Raw genomic sequence first — 18,002 nt, 5'->3', positions numbered from 1 at the left:
AGAACAGGAACCAAGCCGTTTGCTGCGCGTAAGTTGTGAAAAGCGGCTAACTTACTACAAAAGGCGCGTTACCGCATCGCGCAAACGTTTGGCTGGACGAAAAAAAAGCGGGCCTGGAGCCCGCTAAAAACCACACGCTACGGGGTTAGCGCGAGGAGACCAAAGAAGGAACCGACTGAGACGGCGACCCTGCGCCGACTACGGCCCCAGCAGGGATGCCCCTTCACAGGGCTTCGGCATACGCCGACCGGCAAGTGCATCGTATCCGCTCACACCACGCACCCAGCCACATCCGTGTTGAAACCGTTGAGGGCATTGTGGGCGAATTAACCCATGGGCGCGGTAACAAAGTGTTTCAGGTTGTAACGCCCGCCAGATAAGGCGCTGCAGGATATATTGCCAAAAAGGATCGTTTGAAACGTAATATTTACCGATGACTGCCCCGCAATTTCATACGCATGATTGATGCTATTCGCGACGCATATTGCGACGTCATCCATTAAGTCGATTCCGCATGAAATGGTTGCATGGTCATCGTTTGGGTGACGAATCGCCCGCGTTACACGTATTCGGCCGCGCTCAATAAATTTCAACGGTTCAAACGTGGCCGCCGGGTTGCGCAGCAATATTCGCCGTATGGGCAACGGCCAAGAAAAAGGGCGCGTTCCCCGACGCTCAGCGCGGCATCATTGATCTGTTCTTACCTGGACGCACCTCGTGCCGTTACATGATTCGGCGCGTGAGCGAAATTTCTTGGCGTTTTGCCGACCGCCCCGTCTGCCAGAGAGAACGGAAACTGGGGCGGCCAAAAAAAAACCACCATGCTATTTCAGCCATTTGTCCGAAATGGCTTGATACTCGCCGGTCGCACGCGCGAGGTGCAGCCATTGGTCGACGTACTCCTGGAGCGCCACGTCGCCACGCGGCAGCAGCCAGGCCTTTTCTCCGTACTGGAAAGGCTTGTCCGGATGCACCGAGCAAAGACCCGGATTCAGCTTTTGTTGTAGCAACGTTTCCGACGCGTCCGTCACCATGACGTCGGCCTTGCCGGCAAGAATCTGCTTGAAAACGGTCACGTTGTCGGGATACACGGTCAGGTTGGCGTGCGGAAAGTATTGCTTCGCGAACCGCTCGTTGGTGCCGCCCGGATTGACGATTACCCGTGTTGCGGGCTGGTCGATCTGCGCCACCGTCTGGTATTTGCTGACGTCGTCGCATCGAACGATCGGCGTTTTGCCGTCGACCATATACGCCTGCGTGAAAAACGCGCGTTTCTGCCGTTCGAGGGTCGGCGATACGCCGCCTACGCCGACGTCGCATCTGGCGACGAAGTCATTCATCAGGTTCGACCACGTCGTCTTGACGTACTCTGTCTTGACGCCGAGCGACTTGGCGAGCGACTCCGTCATGTCGATATCAATGCCTTCGAACTGGCCGTCCGCCTTGTAGAACGAGTACGGTTTGTAGTCGCCGGTCGTGCAGGCGCGCAACGTGCCGCGCGCGATGATTTCATCGAGCCGCGAGGGCGCCGCCGCAGCGGTGCTCTGGGCCCAAGCCGCGCCTATATGCATCAAAACACCGGTCAGCGCGCCGAGCAGCGCGAGTGTCGCCTTGTTCATCGAGTCTCCTTGGTTGTATGTAATTGTGTGGTAAGTCTGCTGGATGATAGCTCGGCAATCCGGGCTTGAACATTGGCCGTTCAGCCAGGTGGGAGACGGCTGCCAATCCACGAAAAAGCCGCCTTGAGCGAGGCGCGCAGCAGTTATTGGTCGCATCTGGCACGATGCAGCGAGTCCGGTCCGGTAAAATGCCCCTTTGCCCTCAGTCGTACGCAACGTGGCCCATAAACTCCTGAACGATACTTTCCTGCGCGCGCTGCTGCGCCAGCCGACCGACTACACGCCGATCTGGCTGATGCGGCAAGCTGGCCGCTACCTGCCGGAATACAACGCCACGCGCGGTCGCGCGGGCAGTTTCCTGGGTCTGGCAAAAAGCCCGGCGTTCGCAACGGAGGTCACGCTGCAACCGCTAGAGCGCTATCCGCTCGACGCCGCGATCCTGTTCTCCGACATCCTGACCGTGCCCGACGCAATGGGTCTGGGCCTGGAGTTCGTGACCGGGGAGGGCCCAAAATTCGCGCGGCCGGTGCGTACGGAAGACGACGTCGCGCGCCTCGCGGTGCCGGACATCGACGCCACGCTGCGCTACGTGACTGACGCCGTGCGCGAAATTCGCACCGCGCTCACCGATGCGCAGGGCCGCCAGCGCGTGCCGCTGATCGGTTTTTCGGGCAGTCCGTGGACGCTCGCGTGCTACATGGTTGAAGGCGGCGGTTCGGCGGACTTCCGCACGGTCAAGTCAATGTTGTATGCGCGTCCGGACCTCATGCATCGCATTCTCGACGTCAACGCGCGCGCGGTTGCCGCTTACCTGAACGCGCAGATCGAAGCCGGCGCGCAAGCCGTGATGATTTTCGACACGTGGGGCGGGGCGCTGGCGGACGGCGTCTATCAACGCTTTTCGTTGCACTACATCCAGCAGGTGGTGAGTCAGCTGAAGCGCGATCATGACGGCGAAAAAGTGCCGGTGGTCACCTTCACCAAGGGCGGCGGCCTGTGGCTCGACGAGATCGCCGAAACCGGCGTGGATGCGGTCGGTCTCGACTGGACCGTGAACCTGAGCAAGGCTCGGGAACGCGTGGGCGGCAAGGTGGCGCTGCAAGGCAATATCGATCCATCGGTCCTGTTTGCCCCGCCGGCTGCGATCCGGATGGAAGCGCGCGCCGTACTGGACAGTTTCGGCAACCATCCCGGCCATGTGTTCAACCTCGGCCACGGCATTTCGCAGTTCACGCCGCCGGAACACGTCGCCGAACTCGTGGACGAAGTGCATCGTCATAGCCGGGCAATTCGCAGTGGCGCACATGCACCGGCATGAGGCCGTAATCGTTACCATTTTTGTTGCGACGCAGCGAACTGGGCTCTCGGTCTAAGGGAAAATATGCAGTCAACGGGCCGTCAGATGGCGGTCCTGAGAAAGTCAAGACTTGACTTATGCACATTCATCACGCTGCGGCGCGGTAGAAGCTTTAGTCGCATCCCGGCCCTTGCACATTGCAGGCGCATTTGATCTAAGCCTTGTCTGGCAAGGGTTTGAGGGAGGCGGTGCAGAATGTGCGGAATCCCACAGAAGGCCGCTGCGACGCGGTTCCCCGGCCTTCCGGGCAAAGTTCTCAACAAAGTTATCCACAGGCACGCGGGCCGATTGCAATTGTTCAGCGGAATCCAAAACTTAGCGCCGAAATTGAAGTTTTACTTTAACTTCGAGTGGCCTGCCGTCTGCTCGGCGGACACCATGAAGCGGCGTCGCGTCGCGCGCGTCGTTCTGATTTCCGCTGACGCGTGAGTGACGTCTTCGTCCGCGTCGCGCTGGATCATCCGCTTCCGACCTTGTTCGACTATCGGTGCGACACACCTGAGCGGGTGGTGCCGGGCATGCTGGTCAGCGTGCCGTTTGGTAAGCGCCATGTGGTTGGACTTATCTGCGAAGTGACCGCTCACAGCGACGTGCCGCCTGACCGCCTTCGCGCTATTGATAGCGTGTGCACTGCGTGTCCGCCGCTATCGTCGGAATGGTTGAGGTTGGCCGCTTTCGCAGCGGATTACTATCAACGCGGCCTCGGCGAAGTGGCGTTGCCGGCTTTGCCGCAAGCGCTGCGCGACGCCTCGCGCTGGTCACGGCTGTTTGCGCCGCAAGAGCGCTACAGTCTGACGCCTACAGGCAAAACGGCCCTCCCCGACGCACTGCCGGCTCGGGCGAGCGCGTTGCGCAAGCTGGCGCAGGCATTGGCCGAGACCGAGTTTCTGCTGGCCGCCGAGGTTCGCGCGCTGCACCCCAAAGCGATCACGACGCTCGATGCATGGCAGGCGGAAGGCTGGGTAGCGCTGGACCTCATCGAAGCTGCCGCCGAGCTTACCGCTCCGGTGCCACCCAGCGCGCCCTCGCCCACGCTGCCCATGCTCACCGACGAGCAGGCGACGGCTGTCGAAGCCATTCGCGACGCCGACGGTTTTGCGCCATTTCTGCTGCACGGCGTGACGGGCAGCGGCAAGACAGAGGTCTATCTGCGGGCACTCGCGGAGATCCTGGCCGCCAGGCCCGACGCTCAGGCGCTTGTCCTCGTGCCTGAAATCAATCTGACGCCGCAGTTCGAAGCGGCTTTTCGCGCGCGCTTCGCCGCGCTCGAAGGCACGTCGATCGTCACGCTGCACAGCGGTCTCGCGGAAGGCGAGCGCGCCCGCAGCTGGTTCGCCGCTCACACAGGGCAGGCTCGCATCGTACTCGGCACCCGGCTGGCGGTGCTCGCCTCGCTGCCCAAGCTCGCGATCATCGTCGTCGACGAGGAGCACGATCCCGCCTACAAGCAGCAGGAAGGCTTGCGCTATTCGGCGCGCGATCTGGCGATCTACCGCGCCAAGCAGCTCGGATTGCCGGTTGTGCTCGGCTCGGCCACGCCGTCGCTGGAAAGCTGGTGGCAAGCCGATCAGGGGCGCTACAAGCGGCTCACCCTGTCGCGCCGGGCGGTCGCCGACGCCGTATTGCCCACCGTCAGACTGATCGATCTGGAAGAAGAGCGGCGCCGCGGCCGGGCGTCGGTGGAGGGGTTGTCGGGGCCGTTGATCGCCGCGCTGAAGGCGCGGCTCGACCGCGGCGAGCAAAGCCTCGTGTTCCTGAACCGCCGCGGTTACGCGCCGCAGCTTGCCTGCGACGCCTGCGGCTGGGTCGCCGGTTGTCCGCGTTGCAGCGCCTACGTGGTGCTGCATAAGCCCGAGCGCGCGCTCCGCTGCCACCACTGCGGGTGGGAAGCACGCATTCCGCGCTCGTGCCCGGAGTGCGGCAACGTCGACATCGCGCCGATGGGGCGCGGCACGCAACGCGTCGAAGAAACGCTGGCGAGCGCGGTGCCCGGCGCGCGGGTATTGCGTATCGACGCCGACAGCACGCGCCGCAAGGGCAGCGCACAGGCGCTGTTTTCCGACGTCCACGCGGGCGAGGTCGACATCCTCGTCGGCACGCAGATGATCGCCAAGGGCCACGACTTCCAGCGCGTGTCGCTGGTCGGCGTGCTGAACGCCGACACCGCGCTCTTTTCCCACGACTTCCGCGCCAGCGAACGGCTTTTCGCCCAGTTGATGCAAGTAAGCGGCCGGGCAGGCCGCGCGGGCTTGCCCGGCGAAGTGCTGGTGCAAACGCGCTATCCGCGCCACGCGCTCTACCACGCGCTGGCACGCCACGACTATGTCGGCTTCGCCAACTCCACGCTGGCCGAGCGGCGCGATGCGCACTTGCCGCCGTTCGTCTATCAGGCCTTGTTGCGGGCCGAAGGCCGCACGCTCGAGGCCGCGCTCGCGTTTCTGCAGCAGGCGGCGGCCAGCCTGACCGGCATTCCCGCCGCCGAACGCGTGACCGTCTACGACGCAGTGCCGCTCACCATCGTCAAGGTGATGCACGTGCACCGCGCCCAGTTGCTGATCGAGAGCGCATCGCGCGGCGCGTTGCACGCAACTTTGCGTGCCTGGCAGCCGCTGCTGCGCGGCATGAAGGGCGTGCTGCGCTGGAATCTGGAAGTCGATCCGCTCGACATCTGAGGCACGTCGCCAGAGCGGCGAAGCCGTTACTTCTTTGAGTCATATTCATAGAGCGAATGGTCGTTTCGTTTTGCGACGCCGCTCGCCTATATTTCGCCGAACCGGCGCACATTCGGGCAAAACTCCAACATTCCGACGCCGATGTACCTCAACTCTTTCGGGGCATGGCGATGAGCGATACCAATCAAACGCTGCCGACGGGCGCCGCACCGGCCAAACGGCAAAGCACGCACGGCGGCGGACTTTTTTCGACTGAAGACTGGTGGGCGGTGTGGGTCGGCCTGCTGGTGATCGTGATAGCGTGGGCGCTGTTCGCGTCGGGCAGCAGCATCAAGTGGCTGGCGGTGGCGCCGGCCAGATGGTCGGGTGTAGGGCAGGCTGCGCAGGACGCCGGCAAGCATCTGCCGAACTATGCCGCGCTGTTCATCGTGTTCGCGTTGCTGTTCGGCGTGAGCCTCGCTGCGCTCAAGCAACGGGTCGGTGCTTTCCTCGGGTCGTTCCTGATCCTGTTCATCGCTTCGGCGCTGATTTTCACGCTGGGCGCGTGGGTCAATGCGTCGAAGTACAACCTCGAACCGCCGCTCGTCGCGCTGGCGCTCGGTCTGCTGATCTCGAACGTGTTCACGTTGCCCGAATGGTTTTCGGCGGGCTTGCGCGTCGAGTTCTACATCAAGGTCGGTATCGTGCTGCTCGGCGCGACGTTACCGTTCACGCTGCTGGTGTGGGCTGGCCCCGTAGCGGTCGGGCAGGCGACCATCGTTTCGCTTGTCACATTCTTCGTGATCTTTTTTGCCGCCAAGGCGTTCGGCCTCGACCGGCGCTTTGCCGCTGTGCTCGGTGTCGGCGGCGCGGTGTGCGGCGTCTCGGCGGCGATCGCGATTGCCGGCGCGGTACGGGCGAGGCGCGAACAGGCTTCGGTGGCGATTACGCTGGTCGTGCTGTGGGCGATCGTGATGATCTTCGTGCTGCCGTTCGCGTCCCGCTCGCTCGGACTGTCGACCGCAGTCGCCGGCGCATGGATCGGCACCTCGGAATTCGCCGACGCCGCCGGGATCGCGGCCGCGCAAGCTTATGGCGACTTCGCGAAACACGCCGGCAGCGCGATTGCGGGGGCGCCGGAGGCGTCGCTGCAGGCGTTCACGCTGATGAAAGTGGTCGGCCGCGATATCTGGATCGGCATCTGGGCGTTCGTGCTGGCGATCGTCGCGACGACCCGCTGGGAATCGCAAGACAGCGGCGTCACGGCAAAACCCAACGCCGGCGAGATCTGGGCGCGCTTTCCGAAGTTCGTGATCGGCTTCGTGATCGCGTCGGCGCTGGTGACGTGGATCGCCAGCCACTATTCGCTGGCCGATTACCGCAAGGTCGTGACGCCCGAATTCGTCGCCCCGATCACCGCGTTGCGCACGTGGGCGTTCACGTTCTGTTTCCTCAGCATTGGGCTGACCACGCGCCTGCGCTCGCTGACCGCCACCGGCCTGAAGCCGTTCCTTGCATTTACGGTGGGCGTGGTGGTCAATATCGCCATCGGCTACGCGCTGTCCGCGCACGTGTTCGCACCGTACTGGAATAGCTTGGGGCAGGGTTCGTGACGAGCGGCGCATTCCGCATCGCCAACACGGCGGACGCACGCGACGCAGCGTGCGCGCCGTGCTGCGCAGGCTGCCGGTATCGCGCTGAGAGTCGGGATTCGTTGGAGCAGAGCATTCCTGGCCTCGCGGTATTCGGTTCGGCATTTGGCGCGAGCGTGGCGGACAGCCGGCTTTGCCGGGTGCACGACCAGCTCGTTTCGCCGGGCGACGCCTGCCCGCAGTTCGAGCCGATCCTTCGGCACTGACGTCTACCCGTGCGTCGCCGCGGCTTCGGGCCGGGCGTCGCGCGTGTTTTCCCGCTGCTGGGTCAACCGGAGCGTGTCAGCCAGAGACTGGCCTCGCTAACTCCGGCACGACACGCCGGACACCATTATTCAATCGTTCAAAGCAGTCCGCGCGTCGCCCGCCGATGCGCGCGACGCTGCAGGTGTGCGTTCCTTGACGGGCTCGCGCCGGCCGGGGCCGCTCGTCGCGCCGCGGATGAACAGCACCGCGCAAGTCGCGCACATTGCCCAGATGCCCAATACCACCAGCCATTTTTCCATTTCGCCTGTCCTCAAAACCCCGTACCGTTCTTTTTGTGCGTGCCAGGGAGGCCGCGCGCGCTATGTTCCGTATAACGGCGCGCCAACCCGTTCTGATAAGGGTAAAAGCAAAAAGAATCACGCCAGGGAAAGTACTAATCGTAACCGCCGTCCCAACGCGCACCGCGACAGCGCGCAAACCCCCGTCGCACAGGGCTCCAGGTAGGGTGCAACCATGCATCTGACGTGGTTGCACCTTTTTATTGGGAAGCGTACGATTCGCCCAACTTTTAGTCTTTTGCCAGCGCATTCGTCTGGTATCCGAAGAAGGAAACATGGCTAGCACCACCCTTGGCGTCAAGGTCGACGACCTCCTGCGTACCCGGCTGAAAGATGCCGCCACTCGTCTCGAACGCACTCCGCACTGGCTCATCAAGCAGGCCATCTTCGCGTACCTCGAAAAGATCGAGCACGGCCAATTGCCGCCCGAGCTGTCGGGTGTGGCGGGCTCGGCCGATCTGACCGAGGGCGCCGCGGTCGAACACGAGGAAGACGGTGCGTCGCACCCATTCCTCGATTTCGCACAAAACGTGCAACCGCAATCGGTGCTGCGTGCCGCGATCACGGCCGCTTACCGTCGTCCGGAGCCGGAATGTTTGCCGTTCCTGCTCGGTCAGGCGCGTTTGCCGGCCAACCTCGCGGGCGACGTGCAGACGATGGCCGGCAAGCTGGTCGAAACGCTGCGCACCAAGAGCAGGGGCGGTGGCGTCGAAGGGCTGATCCACGAATTCTCGCTGTCGAGCCAGGAAGGCGTGGCGCTGATGTGTCTCGCCGAAGCGCTGCTGCGCATTCCCGACCGCGCCACGCGCGACGCGCTGATCCGCGACAAGATCAGCAAGGGCGACTGGAAATCGCACGTCGGTCAGGCGCCGTCGATGTTTGTCAACGCCGCGACCTGGGGATTGATGATCACCGGCAAGCTGGTGACGACCAATAGTGAAACGAGCCTCTCGTCGGCGCTCACACGTTTGATCGGCAAAGGCGGCGAGCCGCTGATCCGCAAGGGCGTGGACATGGCGATGCGCCTGATGGGCGAGCAGTTCGTCACGGGTGAGAACATCTCCGAGGCGCTCGCCAACAGCCGCAAATACGAAGCACGTGGCTTCCGCTACTCGTACGACATGCTCGGCGAAGCAGCCACAACCGAAGCCGACGCACAGCGCTACTACGCGTCGTACGAACAGGCGATTCATGCGATCGGCAAGGCCGCCGGCGGCCGTGGCATCTACGAAGGCCCGGGCATCTCGATCAAGCTCTCCGCGCTGCACGCACGCTACTCGCGTTCGCAGCAGGAACGCACGATGAGCGAACTGCTGCCGCGCGTGCGCTCGCTCGCGATCCTGGCGCGCCGCTACGATATCGGCCTGAACATCGACGCCGAAGAAGCCGATCGCCTCGAAATCTCGCTCGATCTGCTCGAAGCGCTGTGCTTCGATCCGGAGCTGGCCGGCTGGAACGGTATCGGCTTCGTGGTGCAGGCGTATCAGAAGCGCTGCCCGTTCGTGATTGAATACCTGATCGATCTGGCGCGCCGCAGCCGTCACCGCATCATGGTGCGCCTCGTGAAGGGCGCGTACTGGGACACGGAAATCAAGCGCGCGCAAGTGGACGGACTGGAAGGCTATCCGGTCTACACGCGCAAGATCTATACGGACGTGTCGTACCTCGCCTGCGCGAAGAAGCTGCTCAGCGCGCCCGACGCGGTCTATCCGCAATTCGCCACGCACAACGCGCACACGCTGTCGGCGATCTATCACCTCGCGGGCAACAACTACTATCCCGGCCAGTACGAGTTCCAGTGCCTGCACGGCATGGGCGAACCGCTGTACGAAGAAGTCACCGGCCGCGACAAGCTGAACCGTCCGTGCCGCGTGTACGCGCCGGTCGGCACGCACGAAACGCTGCTCGCGTACCTCGTGCGTCGTCTGCTGGAAAACGGCGCGAACACGTCATTCGTGAATCGTATTGCCGATGAAACCGTCGCGATCAAGGATCTGATAGCCGACCCGGTCGACGAAGCCTCGAAGATCGTCCCGCTCGGCGCGCCGCACGCGAAGATTCCGCTGCCGCGCCATCTGTACGGTTCGGAGCGCCTCAATTCGATGGGTCTCGACCTGTCGAACGAGCACCGTCTGGCGTCGCTGTCGTCGGCGCTGCTGGCGAGCGCGCACCATCCGTGGCGCGCCGCGCCGATGCTCGAAGACAACGAAATCGCCGTAGGCCTCGCGCGCGACGTGCGCAATCCGGCCGACCATCGCGACCTCGTCGGCACGGTCGTCGAAGCGACGCCGGAGCACGTGGGCGCCGCTTTGGCACACGCGGTGGCCGCCGCGCCGATCTGGCAAGCCACGCCGGTCGATGCGCGCGCCGATTGCCTCGCGCGTGCCGCCGATCTGCTCGAAGCGCAGATGCATACGCTGATGGGCCTCGTGGTGCGCGAAGCCGGCAAGTCGCTGGCCAACGCCGTCGCGGAAATCCGCGAAGCGATCGACTTCCTGCGTTACTACTCCACGCAGATTCGCGAGGAGTTCTCCAACGACACGCATCGTCCGCTTGGCCCGGTGGTGTGTATCAGCCCGTGGAATTTCCCGCTGGCGATTTTCATGGGCCAGGTGGCCGCGGCGCTTGCAGCCGGCAACACGGTGCTCGCGAAGCCGGCTGAACAGACGCCGCTGATCGCCGCGCAAGCCGTGCGTATTCTGCGCGAAGCCGGCGTGCCGGCGGGCGCGGTGCAACTGCTGCCCGGCAACGGTGAAACGGTCGGCGCCGCATTGGTGGCCGATCCGCGCACCCGCGCGGTGATGTTCACCGGTTCGACCGAAGTCGCGCGCCTGATCAACAAGACGCTATCGAGCCGCCTCGATCCGGACGGCAAGCCGATTCCGCTGATCGCCGAAACGGGCGGCCAGAACGCGATGATCGTCGATTCGTCGGCACTTGCCGAACAGGTGGTGGCGGACGTGTTGCAATCGTCGTTCGATTCCGCCGGTCAACGGTGTTCCGCGCTGCGCGTTCTTTGTCTGCAGGACGATGTCGCGGACCGCACGCTGGAGATGCTGACGGGCGCGATGCGCGAACTGGCCGTGGGCAATCCGGACCGCCTGTCGATCGACGTCGGTCCGGTGATCGACCTCGACGCGAAGCGCGGTATCGACGCGCACGTCGCGGCGATGCGCGAGAAGGGCCGCAAGGTCGAGCAACTGCCGATGCCGGACGGTTGCGCGCAAGGCACCTTCGTTGCGCCGACGCTGATCGAACTCGACAGCATCGACGAACTGAAGCGTGAAGTGTTCGGCCCGGTGCTCCACGTGGTGCGTTATCGCCGCAGCCAGTTGGACAAATTGCTCGAGCAGATCCGCGCGACCGGTTACGGTCTGACGCTCGGCATCCATACGCGTATCGACGAAACGATCGCGCATGTGATCAGCCGCGCACACGTGGGCAACATCTACGTGAACCGTAACGTGATCGGCGCTGTGGTCGGCGTGCAGCCGTTCGGTGGCGAAGGTTTGTCGGGCACAGGTCCGAAAGCGGGCGGCGCGCTGTATCTCCAGCGGCTCCTCGCCACGCGTCCGGCCGGTTTGCCGAAGTCGCTCGCGCAGGCATTGGTCGTGGATGTTCCGCGCGCGGCCGAAAACGGCGACAATCCGTCCGCTGCATTGACGGCTTACCGCGACTGGCTGATTACCGAACGCGAGCCGCAACTGGCCGCGCGCTGCGACGGCTATCTGTCGCATGTGCCGGCAGGCGCCACGGCGGTATTGTCGGGACCGACCGGCGAGCGCAACACGTACACGCTGGGCGCGCGCGGCACGGTGCTGTGTATCGCGTCGACGGCAAGCGGTGCGCGCGTGCAGTTTGCCGCGGCGCTGGCTACGGGCAATCGCGCGTTGTTCGAAGGCGCGGCGGGTGAACAATTGGTGTCGCAGTTGCCCGCCTCGCTGAAGTCGCACGCAAGCGTGAAGAAGAGCGCCGATACACCGTTCGACGCCGTGCTGTTCGAAGGCGATAGCGACGAACTGCTGGCGCTGGTGAAGGAAGTCGCGAAGCGTCCGGGCCCGATCGTGTCGGTGCAGGGCGTCGCGGCACGCGCGCTGGAAAGCGGCGACGAGGACTACGCGCTCGAGCGTCTGTTGACGGAACGCTCGGTCAGTGTGAATACGGCAGCTGCAGGCGGTAATGCGAATTTGATGACGATCGGTTGAGCGAACCTCTCTGATCACTCAAAAAAACGGAAGCGGTACGGCGACCCCGAAACCGCTCCATCCACACCTGGTACCAAGGAGAAGCTATGCAACACAAGATGAAACAGCTGGCAGGCGCTGCACTGGTTGCGGCGATGTCGCTGGCGGGGACGGCCAACGCTCAATCGACGGAAGATGTGAAGGTCGGCTTTGCCGGCCCGATGACAGGCGCGCAGGCGCACTACGGCAAGGACTTCCAGAACGGTATTACGCTGGCAGTGGAAGACATGAACGCGACCAAGCCGGTGATCGGCGGCAAGCAGGTTCGCTTCGTGCTGGACTCGGCCGACGACCAGGCCGACCCGCGCACCGGTACGACCGTTGCGCAAAAGCTGGTGGATGACGGCATCAAGGGCATGCTCGGCCACTTCAACTCGGGCACCACGATTCCGGCTTCGCGCATTTACGCGAACGCGGGCATCCCCGAAATCGCAATGGCGACGGCGCCGGAATACACGCAACAAGGCTTCAAGACGACGTTCCGCATGATGACGTCCGACACGCAGCAAGGTTCGGTTGCCGGCACGTTTGCGGTGAAGACCCTGGGCATGAAGAAGATCGTGATCGTCGACGACCGCACGGCCTACGGCCAGGGTCTGGCCGATCAGTTCGAAAAGGCAGCGAAGGCAGCGGGCGGCCAGATCGTCGATCGTGAATATACGAACGACAAGGCTGTCGACTTCAAGTCGATCCTGACCAAGCTGAAGGCTGTTCAACCGGACCTGATCTATTACGGCGGCGCGGATTCGCAAGCGGCACCGATGGTCAAGCAGATGAAGGCACTGGGCATCAAGGCGCCGCTGATGGGCGGCGAAATGGTCCACACGCCGACGTTCATCCAGATCGCGGGTGATGCTGCGAACGGCACGGTGGCGTCGCTCGCCGGCCTGCCGCTGGAAGAAATGCCGGGCGGCAAGGACTATGTCGCGAAGTACAAGAAGCGTTTCAACGAAGACGTGCAAACATACTCGCCGTACGCTTACGACGGCGCAATGGCCATGTTCGACGCAATGAAGAAGGCGAACTCGACCGATCCGGCCAAGTACCTGCCGATGCTCGCGAAGACCTCGATGCCGGCAGTGACGTCGGCGAATCTCGCGTACGACAGCAAGGGCGACCTGAAGAACGGCGGTATTACGCTGTACAAGGTTGTCGACGGCAAGTGGACGACGCTGCAAAGCGTGGGTGGGAAGTAAGGCGCTTTCCTGCTCGAGTATCCGGCTGCCGCGTGATGATATGACGCGGCAGCCGGTGCAAAAAAGCCCTGTGGTTATCTAACCGCAGGGCTTTTTATTTGCCGCTTCGATACACGCGGCAATCACGCGAAGACTCGTTTACTCTCCGCGCATCTTTCTCCCCTGCTCGCGAATCTGTTCCAACGTCGCGCCCGGCGTGCTTGCTTCCTGCGGCATGCGAATCTCGATCACCGCCGCGCGCTTCGCCTCCATCGAACGCTTCAGCGCAGGCAGAAAATCTTCGGTCCGCTCCACCGTCTCGCCATGCGCGCCGAACGAACGCGCGAACGCCGCGAAATCCGGATTCGTGAGTCCGGTGCCGTGCACGCGACCCGGATAATGCCGCTCCTGATGCATACGGATCGTGCCGAACTGGCTGTTATTTACCACGATGAAAAGCACGTGCAGGTCGTACTGCATCGCGGTTGCGAGTTCTTGCGCGGACATCATGAAGCAGCCGTCGCCGGCCAGCGCGACGACCGCGCGTTGCGGATACATCGACTTCGCCGCGATCGCCGCCGGCACGCCATAACCCATCGCGCCGCTCGTCGGCGCGAGCTGCGAACGGTAATGGCGATACGAGAAGTGCCGATGCAGCCACGTCGCGTAATTGCCCGCGCCGTTGGTGAGAATCGCGTCGTCCGGTAGATGCGCGCGCAACTGCTGGATCACTTCGCCCATCTGCACGTCGCCCGGAATCTGGCGCGGTTTGCGCCAGTCGAGATACGCGCGATGCGCCTCGTCTGCCGCGCCCGACCAGGCGAGTTTGCCGGACGAAGGCTTCAACGCCGCAAGCAGCACTGCGAGCTCCGGCATGCCGGAGACGATCGGCAGATCCGCCGCATACACCCGACCCAATTCCTCCGCGCCTTGATGCACATGCACTAGTGTTTGCCTGGTCTTCGGAATGTCGAGCAGCGTGTAGCCGTTGGTCGTCGCTTCGCCCAGGCGCGGCCCGATTGCGAGCAACAGGTCGGCTTCGCGGATACGTTGCGCCAGCGCCGGATTGATACCAAGGCCGACGTCGCCGGCATAGTTCGGATGCTCGTTATCGAGCGTGTCCTGAAAGCGGAACGCGAGGCCGACCGGCAGTTGCCAGTTCTCGACGAAGCGTTGAAAGTCCGCGCACGCAGCAGGCGTCCAGCCGCTGCCGCCCGCGATCACCATCGGCCGTTGCGCGCCTTCGAGCAAGCCACGCAACTTCTCGATCTGTGCCGCAGAAGGTGACGCCGCAATGCGCTGATACGCCGGCGCGCCGGCCACGGCGTCGCATACGTCGCTCAACACGTCTTCCGGCAACGACAACACGACGGGTCCAGGCCGTCCGGATGTCGCCGTGTGAAATGCGTGGCTCAGATATTCGGGAATGCGTTTGGGATCGTCGATTTGCGCGACCCATTTCGCAATCTGACCGAACATGCGCCGGTAGTCGATTTCCTGGAAGGCCTCGCGATCGAGATGCTCGCGTGCGCATTGGCCGATCAGCAAAATCATCGGCGTGGAATCCTGAAACGCGGTGTGTACGCCGATCGACGCATGCGTGGCGCCGGGGCCGCGCGTGACGATCGCGACACCTGGCCGTCCGGTCAATTTGCCGACGGCCTCCGCCATATTCGCCGCGGCCGCTTCATGACGACAAACAATGGTCTGGATGTGTTCGGTTTCATCGTGCAGCGAATCGAGCACGGCGAGAAAACTCTCGCCGGGCACGCAGAAAACACGTTCGACACCGTGCGTCAGCAAAGCATCGACGACGAGACGCGCGCCGGTGGTTTGAGCGGCGGTGGAACCGGAAACAGAAACGGGAGCATTCGGCTGCGACATTGCGATGAAGCCTCCAGGCAGTGCATGAGTGCGATGTGAGAATGCAAGCATCGACCGGACGCCGGCCGATGGGGCGCTTCGACAGCTTACGCCGGCAGCGCCTGCGCTGTCACGGCGCAGCGCAACCGCGGCGCTCGCGCACAGTGTGGCGCGCAAATAAAAACGCGGGCCCGAGAGCCCGCGTGATTGTCGTCATACGCAATGAAGTGCAGAACTCAACACTCGACGATATTCACCGCCAACCCGCCGCGCGACGTTTCCTTGTACTTGGTCTTCATATCCGCGCCGGTTTCGCGCATGGTTTTGATCACCGAGTCGAGCGACACATAATGACTGCCATCGCCTCGCAATGCCATGCGTGCCGCATTGACCGCCTTCACCGACGCCATCGCATTGCGCTCGATACACGGAATCTGCACCATGCCGCCGACCGGATCGCACGTGAGACCGAGGTTGTGTTCCATGCCGATTTCCGCGGCGTTCTCGACCTGCCGCGGCGTGCCGCCCATGACTGCGGCGAGCGCGCCCGCCGCCATCGAACAGGCGACGCCCACTTCGCCCTGGCAGCCCACTTCGGCGCCGGAAATCGACGCGTTCAACTTGTACAGAATGCCGATCGCCGCAGCGGTCATCAGGAAGTCGATCACGCCTTGCTGATTCGAGCCCGGCATGAAGCGCGTGTAGTAATGCAGCACTGCCGGGATGATGCCGGCCGCGCCGTTGGTCGGCGCCGTGACCACGCGGCCGCCGGCGGCGTTTTCTTCGTTGACGGCGATCGCATAGAGATTGATCCAGTCGACCATCGAAAGCGGATCGCGCAGCGCCAGTTCAGGATTGCCCGACAGCGCACGATATAGCTGCGGCGCACGGCGCTTCACCTGGAAAGGGCCGGGTAGGTTGCCGTCGGCGTCCGGATTGTTGATGCCGCAACCGCGTGCGACACACGATTGCATCACGTCCCAGATTTTCAGCAGGCCGGAGCGCGTTTCTTCTTCCGTATGCCAGACGCGCTCGTTTTCCCACATCAACTGGGCGATGCTCTTGCCGGTCGATTCGCACAGCGCGAGCAACTCGTTGCCGCTGCGAAACGAGTGCGGCAATTGATCGACGGCGCTCAGCACCTTCGTGTTCGGCGCGCCCGCCGTCACCACGAAACCGCCGCCCACCGACAGATAGGTCGACTCGCGCAACGTCTCACCCTGCGCGTCGTAAGCGCGCAGCTTGAGACCGTTCGGATGCTCGGGCAGCGCCTGACGATAGAACGCAATCTGATCTTTCTGCACGAATGGCACCTCGTGCGTGCCAAGCAGTGCCAGCTTGCGGGACACACGCACGCCTTCCAGCCGCTCAGCGATCGTGTCCGGGTTCACTGTGTCGGGCGCGTCGCCCATCAGGCCCAGCATCACACCGCGATCGGTACCGTGCCCCTTGCCCGTCGCGCCGAGCGAGCCATACAGCTCCACCTTCACCGATGCGGTCGCAGCGAGCAGTCCATCGCGTTCAAGCCCTTGAGCGAACATCAGCGCCGCGCGCATCGGCCCGACCGTATGCGAGCTGGACGGACCAATGCCGATTTTGAAGAGGTCGAACACGCTGACTGCCATTTACTGCTCCCTGCTGATAGATAGTTGGTTCATCGCGCCGGCAGAGGCAGACACACGGCGAGCCAGGCAGGCGGCGTGGGTGCGAGCTGTAGCGCGATCGGCGTATAGCGCCCGTCGAGGCGCGCCGCCAGGTGAAACAGTTCCGTCGCGTTCTTCGGATCCCACTGACCCGAATAGCCGGGCAAGCCGGCCTCGCGACGTTTTGCGTCGAACGGAACGCTCGAATGCACGAACTCTTCGTGGGTCTTGTTGCCGGCCGCGTACGGCGCCAGCCAGTTGAGCGCGGCTTCCAGCGAGGCGCCATCTGCGCCTTTCTCCGGCAGCCAGTTGCGGTTATGGCGGCGCGCGGCCAGCGCAGCTGTCACGAGCGGCTGCAGATCGTAGGTGACGTAATGCAGCGCGTCGCGTTCGCTGAAATCGATAGTCGAACCATCCGGCTCGATGTTGTCGCCGATATGCTCGACGAACAAACGCTGCGCCGCGTTGATCATTTTGCGGTTATCGAGCGTGAACGCGGCCATCGCGATCAGTTTGACCCGATGGCTCTGCCAGTTGTTTCTGAACGTGCCTTTGAGCGGCCGCGGCTGCGCGTCGATCTGGCCGATGTAGCCGTTCGCGAGTTTCGTGAGAAACGCCATGGATGCATTGCGCGTTCTCACCGGCAACGCGCTCGCGGTCATGTCGTACGCGAGAATCAGTCCTTCGAAACGGGTTTCGTCGATAGGATTGAAGCTCGGTTGATACGTGGTGACCCACGCGAACAGCAAGCGGTCGACGAGCTTGAGATACCGGTCGTCGCTGGTGGCGCGCCAGGCGAGCGCGGCGTCGCGCAACAGGTCGAGATCTTTCTCCGCTTCCACGCTCTGGTCGTAAATGCCTTCGTGCGGCAGCGTGCCTTCGGTATGCAGTTTCGCCAGCGCATGCGGCTGGTCGTTCAGATGCGCCTGCACGTTGCTGACCAGTGCTTTCACGCCGGGATCGGCGTTCGTGCGTTCGCTGGTTTGCAGTGCGGGTGCCGCACAAAAATTCATCGCGGCCTGCGCTTGTCGCAGCGGCAGCAGCACGGCTGCGCCAGCCAACAGCAGTGTGCAGGCCTGTCGCCACGTCCGGGCTCGCCTTGCTTCGGTCCAGCTTTGCATCAATCGCACCTTTCGCGCCATGCGAAACTCCTCGTTAGGCTGATTCGGTGTGTGATGTTAGCCGTTTGCGGCCAGGAGTGACAGAGAACTGAGGAGAGAACCGCGCACCGCCTCACCGCCTCTTTTCGAGAC

The 18,002-nt window shown here is 63.3% G+C and carries 10 protein-coding genes; 5 read left to right on the top strand and 5 right to left on the bottom strand.

The window, feature by feature from the left end; genetic code table 11:
* Positions 1-824: 824 nt before the first annotated feature.
* Positions 825-1,619, bottom strand: coding sequence for a transporter substrate-binding domain-containing protein (locus PDMSB3_RS19835; protein ID WP_007180024.1), 795 nt, complete (start codon positions 1,617-1,619; stop codon positions 825-827).
* Positions 1,620-1,836: 217 nt separating this feature from the next.
* Here PDMSB3_RS19835 and hemE point away from each other — a divergent pair, with 217 nt between their 5' ends.
* The 3 genes from hemE (at position 1,837) to PDMSB3_RS19820 (ending at position 7,240) form a co-directional block, all read left to right on the top strand.
* Positions 1,837-2,937 (top strand): uroporphyrinogen decarboxylase, encoded by a 1,101-nt coding sequence (gene hemE / locus PDMSB3_RS19830; RefSeq protein ID WP_007180023.1) that lies wholly within the window; start codon positions 1,837-1,839, stop codon positions 2,935-2,937.
* A 464-nt stretch (positions 2,938-3,401) separates the two neighbouring features.
* Positions 3,402-5,648, top strand: a complete 2,247-nt coding sequence (locus tag PDMSB3_RS19825) for a primosomal protein N' (protein ID WP_165187252.1) — start codon at positions 3,402-3,404, stop codon at positions 5,646-5,648.
* A gap of 170 nt (positions 5,649-5,818) precedes the next feature.
* A complete protein-coding gene (locus PDMSB3_RS19820; protein ID WP_035518468.1) occupies positions 5,819-7,240 on the top strand; it encodes a YeiH family protein in 1,422 nt (473 codons plus the stop codon).
* A gap of 374 nt (positions 7,241-7,614) precedes the next feature.
* On the opposite strand, the gene PDMSB3_RS19815 is transcribed toward PDMSB3_RS19820, so the two are convergent.
* The gene (locus tag PDMSB3_RS19815) at positions 7,615-7,785 is read right to left on the bottom strand and encodes a hypothetical protein (protein WP_165187250.1); all 171 of its coding nucleotides are present in this window, start codon (positions 7,783-7,785) and stop codon (positions 7,615-7,617) included.
* Positions 7,786-8,099: 314 nt separating this feature from the next.
* On the opposite strand from PDMSB3_RS19815, the gene putA reads away from it, so the two are divergent.
* Positions 8,100-12,029, top strand: a complete 3,930-nt coding sequence (gene putA, locus PDMSB3_RS19810) for a trifunctional transcriptional regulator/proline dehydrogenase/L-glutamate gamma-semialdehyde dehydrogenase (RefSeq protein WP_007180018.1) — start codon at positions 8,100-8,102, stop codon at positions 12,027-12,029.
* Positions 12,030-12,115: 86 nt separating this feature from the next.
* Positions 12,116-13,264, top strand: a complete 1,149-nt coding sequence (locus PDMSB3_RS19805) for a branched-chain amino acid ABC transporter substrate-binding protein (RefSeq protein WP_007180017.1) — start codon at positions 12,116-12,118, stop codon at positions 13,262-13,264.
* A 138-nt stretch (positions 13,265-13,402) separates the two neighbouring features.
* Here the strand turns inward: PDMSB3_RS19805 and PDMSB3_RS19800 are convergent, their stop codons facing one another.
* The 3 genes from PDMSB3_RS19800 to PDMSB3_RS19790 form a co-directional block, all read right to left on the bottom strand.
* Positions 13,403-15,127: a thiamine pyrophosphate-binding protein gene (locus tag PDMSB3_RS19800; RefSeq protein WP_007180016.1), complete on the bottom strand. Its 1,725-nt coding sequence runs from the start codon at positions 15,125-15,127 to the stop codon at positions 13,403-13,405.
* 215 nt (positions 15,128-15,342) lie between these two features.
* Positions 15,343-16,731 carry an L-serine ammonia-lyase gene (locus PDMSB3_RS19795; protein WP_007180015.1) on the bottom strand — a complete coding sequence of 463 codons (1,389 nt, stop codon included), beginning with the start codon at positions 16,729-16,731 and terminating at the stop codon, positions 15,343-15,345.
* 29 nt (positions 16,732-16,760) lie between these two features.
* The gene (locus PDMSB3_RS19790) at positions 16,761-17,891 is read right to left on the bottom strand and encodes an alginate lyase family protein (protein ID WP_165187247.1); all 1,131 of its coding nucleotides are present in this window, start codon (positions 17,889-17,891) and stop codon (positions 16,761-16,763) included.
* Between the last annotated feature and the right edge of the window lie 111 nt (positions 17,892-18,002).

The sequence above is a fragment of the Paraburkholderia dioscoreae genome (assembly GCF_902459535.1).
GTDB lineage: Bacteria > Pseudomonadota > Gammaproteobacteria > Burkholderiales > Burkholderiaceae > Paraburkholderia > Paraburkholderia dioscoreae.
The sequence above is the reverse complement of the archived record's forward strand: the minus strand, read 5'-3'. Positions and strand labels throughout refer to the sequence as shown.